We start from the raw sequence: 16620 nt of genomic DNA, 5'->3' as shown, positions 1-16620 counted from the left end.
ATTAAAAAGAAGCTTGCAGTGCGCTCTTCAGCTGTTGGTTGTCGCAGCGTGTAATCCTTACCTGAGGCGTTCGATGCCAGTCTGCAAATGCGTGAAAAGTTTTTGCTAAATCTTTGCTTAGCGCCTCACTAAATTTAATCCCATCTTCAAGGTGTAAAGCCTTAATTTCCATAACCCCTTCTTTTCTATGCGCTTTTGCATCGACTCGGCCTATGATTTTGCCGCGTCGTAAAATAGGTAAGGTGAAGTAGCCAAATTGACGTTTTGCCTCTGGCGTGTAGCACTCTATTCGATAGTCAAAATCAAAAAATTCTAAGGCGCGTTTCCTATCCCACACCACGGGATCGAATGGCGATAGCAAGCAGGTGTGGGTCGCACTTAATTTGCCGCTTAGCGCACTATCAATTAGTGCTTGTTGATCGGGATGAAAATAGGCCGCTTCTTGCCAGCCATCTACCTCAATTTTTTGCAATAGACCTTGTTGATATAAGGTTTCAGCTTGAATCGCTGGCGCTAGTTTTTTCATCCTGAAATAGTCAGCTATCCAGCTTGCTTTGCAAATACCTAAAGCTCTGACTGCATCTAAGACTTGATCGCGATGATCGTCTTGCACAGTACGTAAATCGCGTTGATCATCCCAGTTGGGGTGCACGCGTTCGGTTAGGTCATAGACTCGATGAAATTTTTGGCGACGCGCCACCATCACTTTGCCCGTTGTGAATAAAACCTCGAGGGCGCGTTTTTCAGGCTTCCATTCCCACCAGCCACCTGCTTTGCCATCCGTTCGCTCAAAATCAGCCGAACGACATGCGCCAAATTCCTTGATGTGTTTCAAGATCTTTTTGACTTGATTGGCGTTTTCTTGCAGCCAGGTTTGATTGAATTTCCAACCCATTGCCTCGGGATTAAGCATCTGGTGGCGGTAGCGGCCAAAACTTTCTATTGGGAGAAAGCAGGCCTCGTGCGACCAATATTCAAACAAACGGCCCTCTTCTAAATGCTGTTCTAGCCATTCAGCTTGGTAATCGCCAAGACGACTCCACAACACCAAATAAGGACTACGCGCGACCACACTAATGGTGTCAATTTGCAGCACACCCATGTTGCGAATAGCGGCAAGCACCGCGTCTTTATCGGCACGGCGTTTTGGTGCGGTCAACAAGCCTTGAGCTGCTAGATGAATATTGCGGGCGGCGGTTAGGCTAAGTGGCATATTGCAGTGTGGAGAAAAAATAAAATCATAAAACCTCTCAACACGGAGGCATTGAGACGAAGAGAAACAGAGAAAAGGCAGGCAAACTCACTTGCTAGCATCGCCATCTGTTTTTGAATTCTCCTGTTTTTCCTCTGCGCCTCTGTGTCTCTATGGTGAGTGGTTTTGTACTTCGCTATTAAATTTAAATCAAAAATGCTTCAAACCAATCGCTGCCTTCACCTCGTCATTGGTTTTGGCGGCCACTTCACGCGCACGATAGGTGCCTTCTTTGAGTAATTGCAAAACATGGCCGCGATCTTTTTCATATAGTTGGCGACGTTCACGAATCGGACGCAGCATGTCTTGTAACACAGCTTCTAAACGCGCTTTTACTTTGCTGTCTCCAAGGCCGCCACGCACATAATGGTCTTTCATCGCTTGCAGTGCTTCTTTATCGGTATCGAAGGCATCGAGATAGGTGAACGCGACGTTGCCTTCTAGATGGCCTGGATCTTCTACTTTTAAATGCAGTGGATCGGTGTAGACATTACGTACCGCTTGTTTGATTTCTGCTTCAGTAGCACCGAGGTTAATTACATTGCCTAAAGATTTACTCATCTTCGCTTTGCCATCGATACCCGGTAAGCGGCCGATTTCTGGTACCAAAGCTTCGCACTCAACCAAGATATCTTTTTTTGCTAAACGATTGAAGCGACGCACGATTTCATTGGTTTGTTCAATCATAGGAATTTGGTCGTCGCCGACTGGCACCAAGGTCGCTTTGAATGCGGTGATGTCAGCAGCTTGGCTGACCGGATAGGTGAAAAAGCCCGCCGGAATGTCGCGCTCAAAATTACGCAAGATGATTTCTTGTTTAATGGTGGGATTACGTTCCAAACGTGAAATTGTGACCAAGTTCATGTAGTAGAAAGTGAGCTCGGTCAACTCTGGGATTTGTGATTGAATGAAGATCGTCGATTTGCTGGGATCGATACCTACAGCCAAATAATCCAGAGCAACTTCGATGACGTTGTTATGGACTTTGGCAGGGTCATCCATATTGTCGGTCAAGGCTTGCGCATCGGCGATCATGATGTATTGTTTGTATTGATCTTGGTAAGTCACGCGATTGCGCAAACTACCGACGAAATGGCCTAAGTGCAAAGGACCTGTCGGACGATCACCCGTCAGAATTAAATGATGTTTGTTTGCGGAGGGTTGGGATGACGCGGAAGATTCGGTCGTGACTTCTGCTGGGTTTGCTACTTGCTCGCTCATGAGGTGTCCAAAAATGGTGGGAATAAGAATCTGTGTAAAAAAGAAATTGGAAAATAAAAAAGCCGCGCTTCTTATTTCAAGAAGGGCGGCATTGGTAATTTTGTATTTGTCGCAGTCGAAATCGGGCGCCGCCCTTAAGTTAAGGTGCTACGCCAATAGCCATTGCTGTATGTGAATGTCGATTTCATGCAGGCATAATGCCGTTTTTCACTGTTTTTTGTCAAGATTTGTCTATCTGCACATGGTAAAATCGCGCGCTTGACTTAATTGGGGTGAGAGTGTTTTCTTGCCTTTTTGAATAAAAAAATAGAAAGCCTTTGACGTGAACTCAGCGCCATCCAAACTTATCATCGCCTCTCGCGAAAGCCGCCTCGCTATGTGGCAGGCCGAACATGTTCGTGACCGTTTACAAGCTTTATACCCTAGTTGTGATGTGCAAATTTTGGGGATGACCACGCGCGGCGATCAGATTTTGGATAGGGCTTTGTCAAAAGTGGGCGGTAAAGGCTTGTTCGTCAAAGAGTTAGAAGTGGCAATGGAAGAAGGGCGTGCCGATCTGGCCGTGCATTCTTTGAAAGATGTGCCTATGGAATTACCCGAAGGTTTTTCATTGGCCGCTATCTTGGAGCGAGAGGATCCGCGCGACGCCTTTGTGTCGAATCAATATGCGTCTTTAGCCGAATTGCCTGTGGGAGCCGTGGTTGGTACTAGTAGTTTACGCCGTCAAGCCTTGATCTCAGCGCGTTTTCCACATTTAGTGATTAAACCTTTACGCGGCAATTTGGATACGCGTTTGCGTAAGCTAGACGAGGGCGAATATTCAGCGATTATTTTGGCGGCGGCAGGATTGAAGCGTTTAGGATTGCCTGAGCGTATTAAGGCATTCTTGGAACCTGTGGAAAGCTTACCTGCTGCAGGGCAGGGGGCAATGGCGATAGAGATTTTATCGACGCGTCTAGATTTGATGCAGGCTTTGGCACCACTTAATCATTTGATCAGTTCGCAAGCAGTATTGGCGGAACGCACGGTTTCTATGGCTTTTGGTGGTAGTTGCCAGATCCCTTTGGCGGCTTTTGCCGAAATCGATAACGGCACTATGCATTTACGTGCGATGGTGGCAACGCCTGATGGAACTCAGTCAGCCAAAGCAGAAGTGCATGGTCAAGCGGAAACTTATCAGGCATTAGGCATGCAGGTCGTGGCTGCCTTACGTGCGCAAAATGCGGACGCCATCTTGGCCGTGTGTCGTGAAACCGAACATCTTTGAATTGTGAGTCAGGTGCCGACTGTTATCATTACGCGCCCATCACACCAGGCGCAGAATTTAGCGCAAGGTTTGGCGCAGTTGGGTCGTCAGTCGCTCGTTTACCCTTTATTTGAGATTGAGGCAATACGCGATAATCCTGAGTTGGATTTGGCCCTGCAAAATCTAGCGGCGTTTGCCTTGGTGGTATTTGTAAGCCCTAATGCAATCGATGCGCTATTTACGCGTGCACCTACATTGGCATCGAACTGGCCTAGCGCGCTTACGATAGGCGTCGTGGGCGCTGCCAGCCGTCAAGCCTTGTTGAGGCACGGCGTTGATGCAAACAAAGTGAAGATTATCAGCCCCAGCCATGAGGAGCGTACTGATTCTGAGACTTTGTTGGTGGAGTTAGATCTGCCAGCATTGGCTGGGCGTAAGGCTTTAATTGTACGAGCTGATTCTGGCCGTGATTTTTTGACAGAGGCCTTACGTGCCGCGAATGTTGAGGTGCAAGCCGTGACCGCCTATAAACGTGTAACTCCGCCTTTTGATGAGAATAGACGGGCACAATTAATCGATTTTTTGCAAGGACAATATGATTGGGTCATTACCAGTTCGGCGGCGCTGAGAACCCTATTGGATTGGTGCTCTCAACTCGATAGAGAAAATGCAGTCGCCAAAATGCAACAACAACATCTGTTTGTCCCTCATTTTCGTATTGCTGAGGTGGCAGCAGAGCTAGGATTTAAACATGTTAGCCTAAGCGCTTCAGGCGACGAAAAGCTCTTACTCGCGTTACAATCACACCTATGACTGATCAAACTCCCTCTACTGAAGCTATGTCGACCAATAACACGACTGACTCGACGAATTCTGCCAATTCGGCAAACACGGCTGAAGCGAGCGCTACTACCGCGCTGGCGACGCCAGTGCTGGTGGCTACAGCTGCGCCTGATGACAGCAATAAGCCTCAACCGTCTTGGATGAACACACCTTATTTGATTTCTGGCGCTTTGGCGATCTTGCTTGCGGTACATTGGTATTCCTCGCAAAATCAAATGACAGCGCTACGCGAAGAAGTCGCACGTCGTTTGCAAAATGCGGATATCACCAATAGCGAAATTAAAGGTATAGCGAAAAACGTTCAGGATGCCTCGAAAGAAACGCAAGCCAAGGTCAGTATTTTGGAAGCCAGACAAACCGAAGCGCAGGGGCAGCAAGTGGCACTGGAACAGCTTTATCAAGATTTGTCTAAAAATCGCGATGAATGGGCTCTGGCAGAAATCGAGCAAGTGCTAGCAACGGCCAGTCAACAATTACAACTTGCTGGGAACGTGCAAGGTGCTTTGATTGCCTTGCAAAATTCCGATGCGCGTTTGGCAAAAGCCGAGAAAACGCAATTTATCTTGGTGCGTCGCGCTATCGCCAAAGACATAGAAAAATTAAAAGCCTTGCCGCAAATTGATTTGACTGGTTTGGTGTTGCGTTTGGACAGTGTGATTGCCCAAGTCGATAATATTCCTTTGTGGGCCGATGAGAAACCACCCGTCGTGGCCACCCCACCGAAAGCGCCGTTGCGTGTTTTGCCGCGCGGTGCAAAGGCCAATGCAGCGAAGCCAGACGCAGCAGAGGAAAGTACATTCACCTCACAATTGCAAGATCGCTGGCAGAGTTTTTCTAGTGAAATGTGGACGGAAGTAAAGCAACTGGTGCGCATTCGTAATGTGGAATCGCCAGACGCACTATTGTTGTCGCCGACTCAGGCTTACTTCGCCAAAGAGAATTTGAAATTACGCTTATTGAATGCACGTTTGGCTTTGTTATCGCGTAATGAAGGTGCGTTCCGCAGCGATATGATTTCCGCACAAGACTTAATCACTAAATATTTTGACGTGCGCTCTAAGCAAGCGCAAACCGCACAAGCCTTACTCAAGCAAATTCAAAGTAATAATTTGTCGATAGAGATGCCAGCGTTGACTGAAAGTCTGAACTCTGTTCGCAACTTCAAAATGAAACCCTAAGCATGCGTATTTTTATTCGAATCTTAATTTTATTTGCCTTGGCGGCAGGCTTGGCTATTGGTGGGCGTTTCAATACCGGTAACGTAGTCTTGTTCTATCCTCCCTTGCGCGTTGATGTTTCACTGAATTTCTTTTTGGTGCTCTTGGCTTTGCTGTTCTTTCTTGTCTACATCGTGGTCAGGACCATCGTAGCAACAGCCGAAATGCCACAAAAGGTGAGTGAGTATCGTCAAAGCAAGCGTGAGCGTGAAAGTAATCGTTCTTTACGCGAAGCCTTAAAAGCATTGTTTGAAGGACGTTTTGGCCATGCAGAAAAATCAGCGCTGAAAGCCTTAGATTTGCCTGAAAATAAAGCGATCGCAGCCTTAATTGGTGCGCGCGCGGCGCATCATATGAGCCAGTTTGAGCGTCGCAATGCTTGGTTTGCCCGGATTGAGGATGACAATGCTTTTAAAACTGCCCGCTTGGTGACGATGACGGAGTTGTACGTCGATCAGCATAAGGCTGAGCAAGCTTTGGATGCGGTACGCGAGTTAAATGCGCGTGGTAAACGTCATATACAAGTATTACGCTGGGCCTTAAAAGCGAATCAACAAGCCAAAAATTGGTCAGAAGTGGTGAAGTTGGTGCGTATTTTGGAAAAAAATCATGCGATTCACCCAGCCTTAGCAGGACGTTTGCGTGAAATGTCTTATGACGCACTATTGAAAGAGCATGGACACGATGCTGAATCTTTGCGTCGCGTGTGGAGTGAAGTGCCATCGGCTGAACGTAAAAATCGCTACATCGCGGTGAGTGCTGCCACCGCATTTACCAAATGCCAAGTGCTAGACGAAGCCAGAAGCATAGTAGAAAAATCCTTGAATGAAGAATGGGATAATCGTCTATTGCGTAGTTATCGCGAAGCAGCTGCGGCAGAAGGTTCGGTGGCCTTGCGTTCACAAATAGAAAATTGTGAAGCGTGGCTACAAAAGCAAGCCAAGAATCCCGAATTGGAACTGACCTTAGGTGTACTATGTTTTAATCAAAAATTGTGGGGTAAGGCTCAGGTGCACATGGAAGATGCCTTGGATCATGCGCAAGAGCCACGCACCATACGTGAAGCAAATTTGAGTTTGGCTAAATTACACGAGGCTATAGGCCAGACTGCAGAAGCGACTAAATATTATCGCCAGTGTGCTATCGCCACTACGCTGTAAATCATTTTGGCTCGCGAGGTTGCTGCTGAATTTGTGCTGCGTTGCACCAAATTACTTTAAAAATCGCTATAATCTATTAATTGTGTTTGATTTACTTTGAAAGTGTCATATGAGTTTAAATAAAGTAGCCGCTGGCCGTGATTTGCCTAACGATTTTAATGTCATCATCGAGATCCCTATGAATGCGGATCCGATCAAGTACGAAGTAGATAAAGAAAGTGGTGCAATTTTTGTAGATCGCTTTATGGGTACTTCGATGCACTATCCATGCAATTATGGTTATGTGCCAAACACGATTTCTGGTGATGGCGATCCAGTTGACGTATTAGTGATCACACCATTCCCATTGATCCCAGGTGTAGTGGTGCGTTGCCGTCCTATTGGTATCTTGAACATGCATGACGAAGCAGGCGCTGATGGTAAAGTATTGGCGGTACCGATCGATAAAATTCTGCCTATCTATCAACACTGGCAAAAACCAGAAGATTTAAACATCTTACGTTTAAATCAAATCCAGCATTTCTTTGAACATTACAAAGATTTAGAGCCAGGTAAATGGGTCAAGATCGATGGATGGGGCGGCACCGATGACGCTCGTGCAGAGATTTTGAATGGTGTGGAAAATTACAATAAGTCTTTGGCGTAAGCACTGATGAATCCATGAAAAATGGCCCACTCGTTTTACGGGTGGGCTATTTTTATTGTTTGATGAAAGTGTGATTGACAACTTGATCGAACTTATTTGCAATTTTGCCTTGGTGTCTGTTGAACTAGCATCGAAGCTAGTAGCGATCTAGTATTGAGTAAAACCGGCCTGTTTTATTTCGACGTAAATGCTAAAAAGGCCAATGCTCCTGCGATGAGGAAACTGGTCCAGCCTAGCCAGAATAAAGTGCCTTTTTCTTTCCACTCTATTGCGCCTCCACTTCTTGATGTATCGCCTTTGGCAGATTGGCGGCGGGCGCGTTTTTCGCCTGCTAAAAATTTGTTTAAGGCCAGCGCCATTTCAGCTGCGCTGTCGTAGCGACGATTGGTTTTTTTCTGCATCGCTTTCATCACGATGTGCGCTAATTTTTCTGGCACGTTGGGATTAATAAGCTCAGGTGACTTCGGTGTTTTATGCGTGATGTTATACAGTAGCTTGTCAAAATCCGAGGCAGAAAACGGTTTTTGTCCAGTCAATAATTCATATAAAACCGCACCTAAAGAATAGACATCAGTTAAGGGCGTAACAGGTAGACTTGATGCTTGTTCTGGGGACATGTAATTGGGCGTCCCCATGATGTTGCCTTTAAAGAGCGTCTGCGGTTGACCGCTTTCATCAAGTACTCGATTGGGAACGCGGGCGATACCAAAATCCACTACTTTAGGCTGATTATTTTCTACGATGAAAATATTAGCGGGTTTGATGTCTCGGTGGATCACACCTTGACTGTGCGCGAAGGCTAAGGCATTCGCGATTTTGTAGGCGATACCAGCCGCATCGATCACGTCAAAGCGTTTGCCGCCTGCCATTAGTTCTCGCAAGTCTTTTCCTTGCAAAAATTCCATCGCAATGAAGGTCGTTCCACCTTCAGTCGAGGCATCATAAATGGTGACGATATTGGGGTGGGATAGTCTGCCAGCCGCACGTGCTTCATTAATAAATTGTTGTTCGCGCTGCTTTTTGTCCGTGGCACCTACCGGATTATTCAAGATTTTAATGGCGACGGCTCGATCGATGATGGGATCGTGGCCCAATAAGACGTTACCGTTAGAGCCACTGCCGAGCTTGTCGGTCACAGTAAAACGGCCGATTCTACGCATAGGCATTTTGGTCGATGCGCTTGGGCTGTTTAAATGTGCGGTTTGATTCATACTCGTTACAACCTTGAATTAAATATTTTTAACCATCTGTTGATCATATAGGTGATGGATTTTTTTACATGCGCACATTCTAATTGATTTGACCACGATCAATGATAAACAGATGTGCATTCTGTGTAAATTTGTTGCAAATCCAGCGTCATTTATTTGCTGGTTTTCATATGTATTTTTTAATACCACTTTTTGTATTTCTTAATTTTTTAGACCACTTGCCTATTTAAATGGCGTATGTTCGTGAAGTTCATCGATGTAATTATCAATACCACCTTGTTCTCGTTGCAAAAAATGAGCAACCGCATCTGCGAACGCTGGTTCGTTCAAATAATGTGCTGAATAGGTTTTTTGTGGCAAAAAGCCTCGTGCCATTTTGTGCTCGCCTTGCGCACCACCTTCAAATACTTGAATTTTTTCTTCTATGCAAAATTCTAAAGCTTGGTAATAGGCAGTTTCAAAATGCAGGCAGGGCAGGTGTTGCAGACTACCCCAATAGCGACCATAGATAGTCGTTTTGTTATGAATAAACAGAGCCGCCGCGATTCTTTCATGATTTAAGATGGCGATAATCAGCAGAATATTCTCCGGCATGCTCGTACCTATGCGCTGGAAGAAATCCAGATTCAAATAGGGGCTGGAGTGATGCTCGGCATAGGTACGGTCATAGCATTGTTTAAAAAAATACCAGTCGGCTTCCTCGATGTCTTTTCCACGTAAGCGTAGAAACTGAACGCCAGCTTCTTGTACTTTGCGTCGCTCGGCACGTATGTTTTTTCGCTTCTTTTGTTCTAGGCTAGTTAAAAAATGCTCAAAGTCATGAAATCCTTGATTCTGCCAATGAAACTGCACCCCTTGTCGTTGCATAAATCCGTGTTGTTGCAGTGTCTGCATTTCGACTGTGGTGGGAAACAAAATATGACAAGACGAGTAGCGCTCGCTGCGGATTAAATTTCCCAAATGCGCCAATAAAACTTGCTTAGCCAAAGGCGTGCGACTGAGTAAACGATTACCTTGTACCGGGGTAAAGGGGATCGCCGAGAGTAATTTGGGGTAATAATGCAAGCCATGTTGCTGATAAGCATTGGCCCAAGCCCAATCAAACACGTATTCGCCATACGAGTGTAATTTTTCATACAAGGGCATGGCGGCGACCAAGGTGTCTTGATCCCAAATACTGATAAAGCGCGGAATCCAGCCGGTTTGTGCGGAAGCCGAGCCGGATTCATGCAAAGCATGTAAAAAGGCATAGGATAAGAAGGGGTTGGGGTTTTCTTGCGATTGCAGCAAACTGTCCCAATTCGCTTGCCCAATCTCCGATAGAGAATCGACCAAGCGCATGCGATAATGTGAAACTTCAGAATTCATAGCTAATTGCGTTAATCCATATGACTGTAAAAGTTGCTATTGCTCAGATGAACAGTGTGGTCGGTGATCTCGCTGGTAATGCTCAACAAATTCATGACTATGTCGCACGGGCGGCCGCTCAGGCTGCCGACATCGTGGTCACGCCCGAGCTTTCGCTGGTTGGTTATCCTCCCGAAGATCTATTACTGCGTGCTGCGTTTTATCAGCAAACCGACCATGCCTTGCAAAAACTGAGCGCCGATCTACGACAATTTAAAGACGTCCATGTTTTGGTAGGTTACCCTTTGGCGCGAGATGGACATCACTATAACGCGGTTTCGGTCTTGGTGAATGGCGATATCACTCACACCTATTTAAAACACGCGTTGCCAAATGACGCCGTGTTTGATGAAAAGCGTTATTTTGAGACCGGAAATGAGGCGGTGGTATTTGACGTTAAAGGTACAAAATTCGGCATCAATATCTGTGAAGATGTGTGGAATGGTGACGCCCCGCAACTAGCGCGTGCGGTTGGTGCGCAAGTGTTGTTGGCGCCCAATGCCTCACCATTTCACATGAACAAAAATGACTTTCGAATTGAAGTCATGCGCAAGAATATCAGTGCATTAGGCATGAGCTTGGTTTATGCGAATTTGTTGGGCGGTCAAGATGAATTGATTTTTGATGGCAATTCTTTTGTGCTTGATCACGCAGGACAAGTTTGCGCGCAGTTGAAACATTGTGAAGCCGACTTGCAGATCGTCGATTTTATTGATGGCGTACCGCAAGCGGGTCAGATTGTAGAGACTGTCTCAGTCGAAGCACAGATTTATCGCGCCTTGGTTTTAGGCGTGCGCGACTATGTGACTAAGAACGGTTTTCCTAGCGTTTTGATAGGCTTTTCGGGTGGAGTTGATTCCGCCTTGACTTTAGCCATTGCTGTGGACGCGCTAGGTGCTGATAAAGTACGCGCCGTGATGATGCCTTCACCGTATACCGCCGATATTTCCTGGTTAGATTCGCGTGATATGGTGAAACGTATAGGCGTGCGATATGACGAGATCTCGATCAACGACTGTTTTAGCGCCTTCAAAAACACCTTGAGCCAAGAATTCGCGGGTCTCAAAGAAGATACCACCGAAGAAAATATTCAAGCGCGTATCCGTGGCACCATCTTGATGGCGCTGTCGAATAAATATGGCTCTATCGTGCTCACCACTGGCAATAAGAGCGAAATGGCGGTGGGTTATTGCACGCTGTATGGCGATATGGCAGGTGGTTTTGCGGTGATCAAAGATGTGGCAAAAACCATGGTGTATCGTCTCTGTGCTTATAGAAATTCACTAAGTGACGTGATCCCAGAGCGTATTATTACGCGTCCACCTTCGGCTGAATTACGTCCCGATCAAAAGGATCAAGACTCTTTGCCGCCGTACGATATTCTCGACGGTATCATGCAGCGCTACATGGAAGAAAATCAGTCACGAGCTGACATCATTGCGGCTGGTTACAGCGAAGCCGATGTGGAGCGTATCACGCGCCTAATCAAAATTAATGAATACAAACGCCGTCAAGCGCCAGTAGGCATCCGCATCACGCACCGCGCTTTTGGTCGTGACTGGCGCTATCCGATTACCTCGAAATTCCGCGACTAGGTTATTGCCTAAGAATTTACGAATTTGAATTCTAATAAATCATTGAGGACAACATGAAACAAATTACCGCTATCATCAAACCATTCAAATTAGACGAAGTACGCGAAGGTCTTGCCGAGGTCGGCGTCACTGGTTTGACAGTCACCGAAGTCAAAGGCTTTGGTCGCCAAAAAGGCCACACTGAGCTGTATCGTGGTGCCGAATACGTGGTCGATTTTTTACCCAAGATTAAAGTCGAAGTCGTAGTCGATGACAAAGTCTGCGACAACGTCGTCGATGCGATTATTAAAGCTGCGCATACGGGCAAGATCGGTGATGGTAAGATTTTTGTGCAGAATGTGGAACAGGTTATTCGTATTCGTACGGGTGAGACTGGGCCTGAGGCGGTGTGATGCGTTAAATTCTACGATGCCCGCAACAACACAATCAAAGCCCCAGAGCCGCCGTCTGCTGCGGTGGCTTGGCTGAAGGCTATCACTTCATCTTTCTGTATCAGCCAATTACGCACCTTATTTTTTAGCACGGGTTCTTTGTTGATGGAACCCAAACCTTTACCGTGAATGATACGAACACAGCGAAATCCGCTGCGTATGCACTTACGTAAAAATTCGCCGAGATTATCGCGTGCTTGGTCGCGGCGCATACCGTGCAGGTCGAGTTGGGCTTGTATGACCCATGCGCCCTGCCGCAATTTTTTGGCTACGTCTATGCCAACGCCTGGACGTGTGTAACTGAGGTTTTCGTCTGACTCAAGTAAAGTGCCTGCATCAAATTCATCCGACAGCGATTCTTGCAAAGCCTTTTGTTCGTCTTCGATATGTTTAAAGGGGATTGGCTTTGGTTTTTGGGGTATTGGATGGAATTTTTCTTGTTGTTTTAAGATTTGAACATCGCCTATGCTGCTGCGAAAGATATTGGCTTCTATCGCCGCCTGTTTTTCACGTGCAATGCGTTCGGCCTCGGCTTTTTCGCGCTGGGCTTGTTGTTCTTTGAGTTGTTTGCCAACTTGTTGGAGGTCAGCAAAAGATTTCATTGATGAGGCCATGATGAGGTTTGCTGATGAGATGGGAAGCTAGGACGAAAAATCAAAAAAATACCGAAGAGGTGCAGAGATCGCAGAGTTTTTTTGAATGTCTCTGCGATCTCAGCAACTCTGCGGTTCACATTTTATTCTTCTAAAAAGCGTTGTGCATCTAAGGCAGCCATACAACCTGTACCTGCACTGGTAATCGCTTGACGATAGATATGATCTTGCACATCACCTGCAGCAAACACACCGGGAATATTGGTGGCAGTTGCCATGCCTTCATTACCCATCTTGGTGACGATGTAGCCATTTTTCATTTCTAACTGGCCTTCGAAAATACTGGTGTTAGGCTTGTGACCGATGGCGATGAAGACGCCATGTAGAGGAACCGAGCTGATTACGCCTTCTGCCGATTTAATATTGATACCGGTCACGCCAGAGTCGTCACCTGTGACTTCATCCAAAGTGTGATTCCATTTGACTTCGATCTTGCCTTCGGCGACTTTAGCCATTAAGCGGTCAATCAAAATTGCTTCTGCACGGAATTTGTCACGACGGTGAATGACGGTGACTTTGCTAGCGATATTTGACAGATATAAAGCTTCCTCTACTGCGGTATTGCCGCCGCCGACAACGGCGACTTCTTTGCCACGATAGAAAAAGCCGTCGCAAGTGGCGCAGGCAGAAACACCTTTGCCCATGAAGGATTCTTCAGAAGGCAGTCCTAAGTATTGGGCGGATGCGCCAGTTGCAATAATCAATGAGTCGCAAGTGTATTCGCCTTGATCACCGATCAGGCGGATAGGTTTTTCTGTCAGCTTGGCCGTATGTATATAATCAAAAATGATTTCAGTATTGAAGCGTTCTGCGTGTTCCAAAAAGCGCTGCATCAATTCTGGGCCTTGCACGCCGTTCGGATCAGCTGGCCAGTTTTCCACGTCGGTTGTCGTCATTAGCTGACCACCTTGTTCCACGCCAGTAATCAAGACAGGTTTGAGATTAGCGCGTGCCGCGTACACGGCAGCAGAGTAACCAGCTGGCCCAGAGCCGAGAATCAAAACATGGGCGTGTTTGGTTGATTTAGGTGTAGACATAGTGGTTCCGATGTAAAAGGTCGACGAAAATACGAATTGAAGGCAAATAGTGTTAAACGAATATTATTTTTGCTGCAAATCCATGTGCTGATCTGCGAAGTGGCACATTATCCCAGATTTGGGAGAACTTGACTTTATTCAAGTCAAGGAATGCTTATTTATCAAATGCATTGTGTTGATTTTAACTTTGTCTTAATTGTCGTTTTTTAAGTGCAGGTTTTTTAGTGCCATTTTATAAGGCAATGATTGTGTGACAGCAATGCTGAGCTGGAAAACTAAGAAATAATATGTAAAGAGAGCCTTGTATAGCCTACAGGTTGGCTTTTGCCCTACAATCATGTTTGCTTGTTTTCTCAAAGATTTATGACCAATTCTAACGAAGTTTATCAACGCAGTCGCAATGCGCCGCTCAGCGCGCCTTTGCCGAATCGCATGGTCGTTTTGTTGACCGAGGTTCGATGGTTGTTGTTTGCTGCGATCAGTGTTTATATGATGCTGATATTTGCAACGTATTCTCCACTCGATCCTGGTTGGTCACGCGCCACCGAGGTCAGTCGTTACCACAATTTAGGTGGTCGAGTTGGCGCCTATATTTCGGATTTGTTTTTCTTTATTTTTGGTTTTTCCGCTTGGTGGTTTTGCTTAGCGATTCTACGTATGGTGTGGGTAGATTATCGTAAGGTCAATAATAAGTTAGCCGAGCGAGAAACCGAAATCCCGCATAGTTTGGAAAAGATCATTCGATACTCAGGATTTGCGCTAATCTTAGTAGGCTGCATGGGTTTGGAATCGTTGCGCCTGTACTCGGTCAAATTGGCTTTGCCGGGCGTGCATGGCGGCGTGTTGGGCGAATTGATTGGGCGTTTGAGTTCATCGGCATTTGGATTCACGGGTGGAACGCTGCTGTTGCTGTTGCTGGTGGCTTTAGGTATTAGTTTGTATTTCCATATTTCATGGTGGCAAATTGCCGAAAATACGGGCACGGCGATTGAAACGACGTTTGAGTTTTTCCGTAAAAAATATACTGATCACGAAGATCGTAAAGTAGGCGAAACTGCTGCCGTGAAACGCGAAACGACAGTAGTGCAAGAACGCGCAAAAATTGTTGAAGCGCCGCCTATCCGTATTGAGCCACAGGTCATCGCTGTGCAAAAATCAGAGCGTATCGAAAAAGAACGCCAGGTATCTTTGTTCAACGATATGCCTGATACTAATCTACCGCCACTATCTCTATTGGACGAGCCACCTGTTACGCAAGAAACGGTGAGCATAGAAACCTTAGAGTTCACCAGTCGCCTGATTGAGAAAAAATTATCCGATTTTGGTGTGGATGCTAAAGTCATAGCGGCTTATCCAGGTCCGGTGATTACTCGTTATGAAATTGAACCTGCTACCGGTGTCAAAGGTAGCCAGATTGTTGGTTTGGCGCGCGATCTGGCGCGCTCGTTTGCGCTCACCTCTATCCGCGTTGTTGAAACCATTCCCGGTAAAAACTATATGGGTTTGGAATTACCCAATCCTAAGCGTCAGATTGTACGTTTGACTGAGATATTGAGCTCCAAAGTCTACAACGATAGTGCCTCCAATTTGACGGTCGCTTTGGGTAAGGATATCGCAGGTCATCCTGTGGTGGCTGATCTCGCTAAGATGCCGCATCTTTTAGTTGCGGGTACAACGGGTTCAGGTAAGTCAGTCGGTATTAATGCGACGATTTTATCCTTACTTTATAAGTCAGATCCGAATGACGTTAGGATGATTTTGATTGATCCTAAGATGTTGGAGATGTCGGTGTATGAAGGCATCCCACATTTGCTAGCGCCGGTTGTGACGGACATGCGCCAAGCTGGTCATGCCTTGAATTGGGCGGTGAATGAGATGGAACGCCGTTATAAATTAATGTCAAAATTGGGTGTGCGGAATCTGGCTGGCTACAATGCAAAAATCGCGGAAGCAAGTAAGCGTGAAGAGCATATTCCTAACCCATTTAGCTTGACACCCGACGCGCCAGAACCACTGGAAAAACTTCCTACTATCGTCATTATCATTGATGAATTGGCCGACTTGATGATGGTGGTGGGTAAGAAAGTCGAAGAGTTGATTGCACGTATTGCGCAGAAAGCGCGGGCTGCGGGTTTGCATCTGATCTTGGCGACACAACGTCCTTCTGTGGACGTGATTACGGGTTTGATCAAAGCGAATATTCCTACGCGTATCGCATTTCAGGTCAGCAGTAAAATTGACTCTCGCACGATTCTCGATCAGATGGGCGCTGAATCCTTGTTAGGTATGGGTGATATGTTGTATATGCCGCCAGGTACGGGTTTACCAGTGCGTGTGCATGGTGCCTTTGTGTCTGATGATGAAGTGCATCGTGTGGTGAAGTATTTGAAAGAACAAGGCGAACCGAATTACATAGAAGGTATTTTAGAAGGTGGCGTATTAGAAGAAGGCGGCGATGCGCTGGCACCTGGTGAAGGTGGTGGTGAAGCGGATGCTTTGTATGATCAGGCGGTTGCTATTGTATTGAAAAATCGTCGCGCGTCTATCTCTCTGGTTCAACGACATTTGCGTATTGGTTATAACCGCGCAGCCCGTCTCTTGGAGCAAATGGAAACCAGTGGCGTGGTCTCAACCATGCAATCAAACGGTAATCGCGAGATTTTGGTGCCTGCTGGGAATGCCGAGTAGACCTGATAACTCG

At 46.3% G+C, this 16620-nt stretch carries 14 protein-coding genes; 8 read left to right on the top strand and 6 right to left on the bottom strand.

The window, feature by feature from the left end:
- Position 1: 1 nt before the first annotated feature.
- Both ACFFJH_RS17545 and trpS read right to left on the bottom strand, forming a co-directional pair.
- Positions 2 to 1213, bottom strand: a complete 1212-nt coding sequence (locus ACFFJH_RS17545) for a winged helix-turn-helix domain-containing protein (protein ID WP_390214246.1) — start codon at positions 1211 to 1213, stop codon at positions 2 to 4.
- A gap of 189 nt (positions 1214 to 1402) precedes the next feature.
- Entirely contained in the window at positions 1403 to 2473 is a 1071-nt protein-coding gene (gene trpS, locus ACFFJH_RS17540) for a tryptophan--tRNA ligase (protein WP_390214245.1), read from the bottom strand.
- Between the two features lie 322 nt (positions 2474 to 2795).
- Here trpS and hemC point away from each other — a divergent pair, with 322 nt between their 5' ends.
- The 5 genes from hemC to ppa all read left to right on the top strand — a co-directional run bounded on the left by hemC (position 2796) and on the right by ppa (position 7585).
- Positions 2796 to 3740 carry a hydroxymethylbilane synthase gene (gene hemC / locus ACFFJH_RS17535; protein WP_390214243.1) on the top strand — a complete coding sequence of 315 codons (945 nt, stop codon included), beginning with the start codon at positions 2796 to 2798 and terminating at the stop codon, positions 3738 to 3740.
- 12 nt (positions 3741 to 3752) lie between these two features.
- Entirely contained in the window at positions 3753 to 4532 is a 780-nt protein-coding gene (locus tag ACFFJH_RS17530; protein ID WP_390214242.1) for a uroporphyrinogen-III synthase, read from the top strand.
- A complete protein-coding gene (locus ACFFJH_RS17525; RefSeq protein WP_390214240.1) occupies positions 4529 to 5740 on the top strand; it encodes a uroporphyrinogen-III C-methyltransferase in 1212 nt (403 codons plus the stop codon). Before ACFFJH_RS17530 ends, ACFFJH_RS17525 begins: the two co-directional genes overlap by 4 nt.
- A 2-nt stretch (positions 5741 to 5742) precedes the next feature.
- Positions 5743 to 6939, top strand: coding sequence for a heme biosynthesis HemY N-terminal domain-containing protein (locus tag ACFFJH_RS17520; protein WP_390214239.1), 1197 nt, complete (start codon positions 5743 to 5745; stop codon positions 6937 to 6939).
- Positions 6940 to 7048: 109 nt separating this feature from the next.
- Positions 7049 to 7585 carry an inorganic diphosphatase gene (gene ppa / locus ACFFJH_RS17515; protein WP_390214238.1) on the top strand — a complete coding sequence of 179 codons (537 nt, stop codon included), beginning with the start codon at positions 7049 to 7051 and terminating at the stop codon, positions 7583 to 7585.
- A gap of 173 nt (positions 7586 to 7758) precedes the next feature.
- Here ppa and ACFFJH_RS17510 read toward each other — a convergent pair whose 3' ends face one another.
- Entirely contained in the window at positions 7759 to 8796 is a 1038-nt protein-coding gene (locus ACFFJH_RS17510; RefSeq protein ID WP_390214237.1) for a serine/threonine protein kinase, read from the bottom strand.
- Positions 8797 to 9018: 222 nt separating this feature from the next.
- Entirely contained in the window at positions 9019 to 10164 is a 1146-nt protein-coding gene (locus tag ACFFJH_RS17505) for a GNAT family N-acetyltransferase (RefSeq protein ID WP_390214236.1), read from the bottom strand.
- A 20-nt stretch (positions 10165 to 10184) separates the two neighbouring features.
- Here ACFFJH_RS17505 and ACFFJH_RS17500 point away from each other — a divergent pair, with 20 nt between their 5' ends.
- Together ACFFJH_RS17500 and ACFFJH_RS17495 are read left to right on the top strand one after the other, a co-directional pair.
- A complete protein-coding gene (locus ACFFJH_RS17500) occupies positions 10185 to 11798 on the top strand; it encodes an NAD+ synthase (protein ID WP_390214235.1) in 1614 nt (537 codons plus the stop codon).
- Positions 11799 to 11851: 53 nt separating this feature from the next.
- The gene (locus ACFFJH_RS17495; RefSeq protein ID WP_390214234.1) at positions 11852 to 12190 is read left to right on the top strand and encodes a P-II family nitrogen regulator; all 339 of its coding nucleotides are present in this window, start codon (positions 11852 to 11854) and stop codon (positions 12188 to 12190) included.
- Between the two features lie 11 nt (positions 12191 to 12201).
- On the opposite strand, the gene ACFFJH_RS17490 is transcribed toward ACFFJH_RS17495, so the two are convergent.
- Together ACFFJH_RS17490 and trxB are read right to left on the bottom strand one after the other, a co-directional pair.
- Positions 12202 to 12843 (bottom strand): Smr/MutS family protein, encoded by a 642-nt coding sequence (locus ACFFJH_RS17490; protein ID WP_390214233.1) that lies wholly within the window; start codon positions 12841 to 12843, stop codon positions 12202 to 12204.
- Positions 12844 to 12965: 122 nt separating this feature from the next.
- Entirely contained in the window at positions 12966 to 13919 is a 954-nt protein-coding gene (trxB, locus tag ACFFJH_RS17485; protein ID WP_390214232.1) for a thioredoxin-disulfide reductase, read from the bottom strand.
- Between the two features lie 363 nt (positions 13920 to 14282).
- Here trxB and ACFFJH_RS17480 point away from each other — a divergent pair, with 363 nt between their 5' ends.
- Positions 14283 to 16607 carry a DNA translocase FtsK gene (locus ACFFJH_RS17480; protein WP_390214231.1) on the top strand — a complete coding sequence of 775 codons (2325 nt, stop codon included), beginning with the start codon at positions 14283 to 14285 and terminating at the stop codon, positions 16605 to 16607.
- The last annotated feature ends 13 nt before the right edge of the window (positions 16608 to 16620 follow it).

The sequence above is a fragment of the Affinundibacterium danionis genome (assembly GCF_042432465.1).
GTDB classification, from domain to species: Bacteria; Pseudomonadota; Gammaproteobacteria; order Burkholderiales; family Burkholderiaceae_D; genus Undibacterium; species Undibacterium danionis.
This window is presented reverse-complemented; position numbering and strand designations above follow the sequence as displayed.

What these genes read in the sequence shown, in the direction of transcription:
- trpS (WP_390214245.1), bottom strand. Translation starts at nt 2,473, where the DNA reads ATGAGCGAGCAAGTAGCAAACCCAGCAGAAGTCACGACCGAATCTTCC.
- ACFFJH_RS17510 (WP_390214237.1), bottom strand. Translation starts at nt 8,796, where the DNA reads ATGAATCAAACCGCACATTTAAACAGCCCAAGCGCATCGACCAAAATG.
- ACFFJH_RS17505 (WP_390214236.1), bottom strand. Translation starts at nt 10,164, where the DNA reads ATGAATTCTGAAGTTTCACATTATCGCATGCGCTTGGTCGATTCTCTA.
- ACFFJH_RS17520 (WP_390214239.1), top strand. Translation starts at nt 5,743, where the DNA reads ATGCGTATTTTTATTCGAATCTTAATTTTATTTGCCTTGGCGGCAGGC.
- ACFFJH_RS17495 (WP_390214234.1), top strand. Translation starts at nt 11,852, where the DNA reads ATGAAACAAATTACCGCTATCATCAAACCATTCAAATTAGACGAAGTA.
- ppa (WP_390214238.1), top strand. Translation starts at nt 7,049, where the DNA reads ATGAGTTTAAATAAAGTAGCCGCTGGCCGTGATTTGCCTAACGATTTT.
- ACFFJH_RS17525 (WP_390214240.1), top strand. Translation starts at nt 4,529, where the DNA reads ATGACTGATCAAACTCCCTCTACTGAAGCTATGTCGACCAATAACACG.
- ACFFJH_RS17500 (WP_390214235.1), top strand. Translation starts at nt 10,185, where the DNA reads ATGACTGTAAAAGTTGCTATTGCTCAGATGAACAGTGTGGTCGGTGAT.
- ACFFJH_RS17480 (WP_390214231.1), top strand. Translation starts at nt 14,283, where the DNA reads ATGACCAATTCTAACGAAGTTTATCAACGCAGTCGCAATGCGCCGCTC.
- ACFFJH_RS17545 (WP_390214246.1), bottom strand. Translation starts at nt 1,213, where the DNA reads ATGCCACTTAGCCTAACCGCCGCCCGCAATATTCATCTAGCAGCTCAA.
- ACFFJH_RS17490 (WP_390214233.1), bottom strand. Translation starts at nt 12,843, where the DNA reads ATGGCCTCATCAATGAAATCTTTTGCTGACCTCCAACAAGTTGGCAAA.
- trxB (WP_390214232.1), bottom strand. Translation starts at nt 13,919, where the DNA reads ATGTCTACACCTAAATCAACCAAACACGCCCATGTTTTGATTCTCGGC.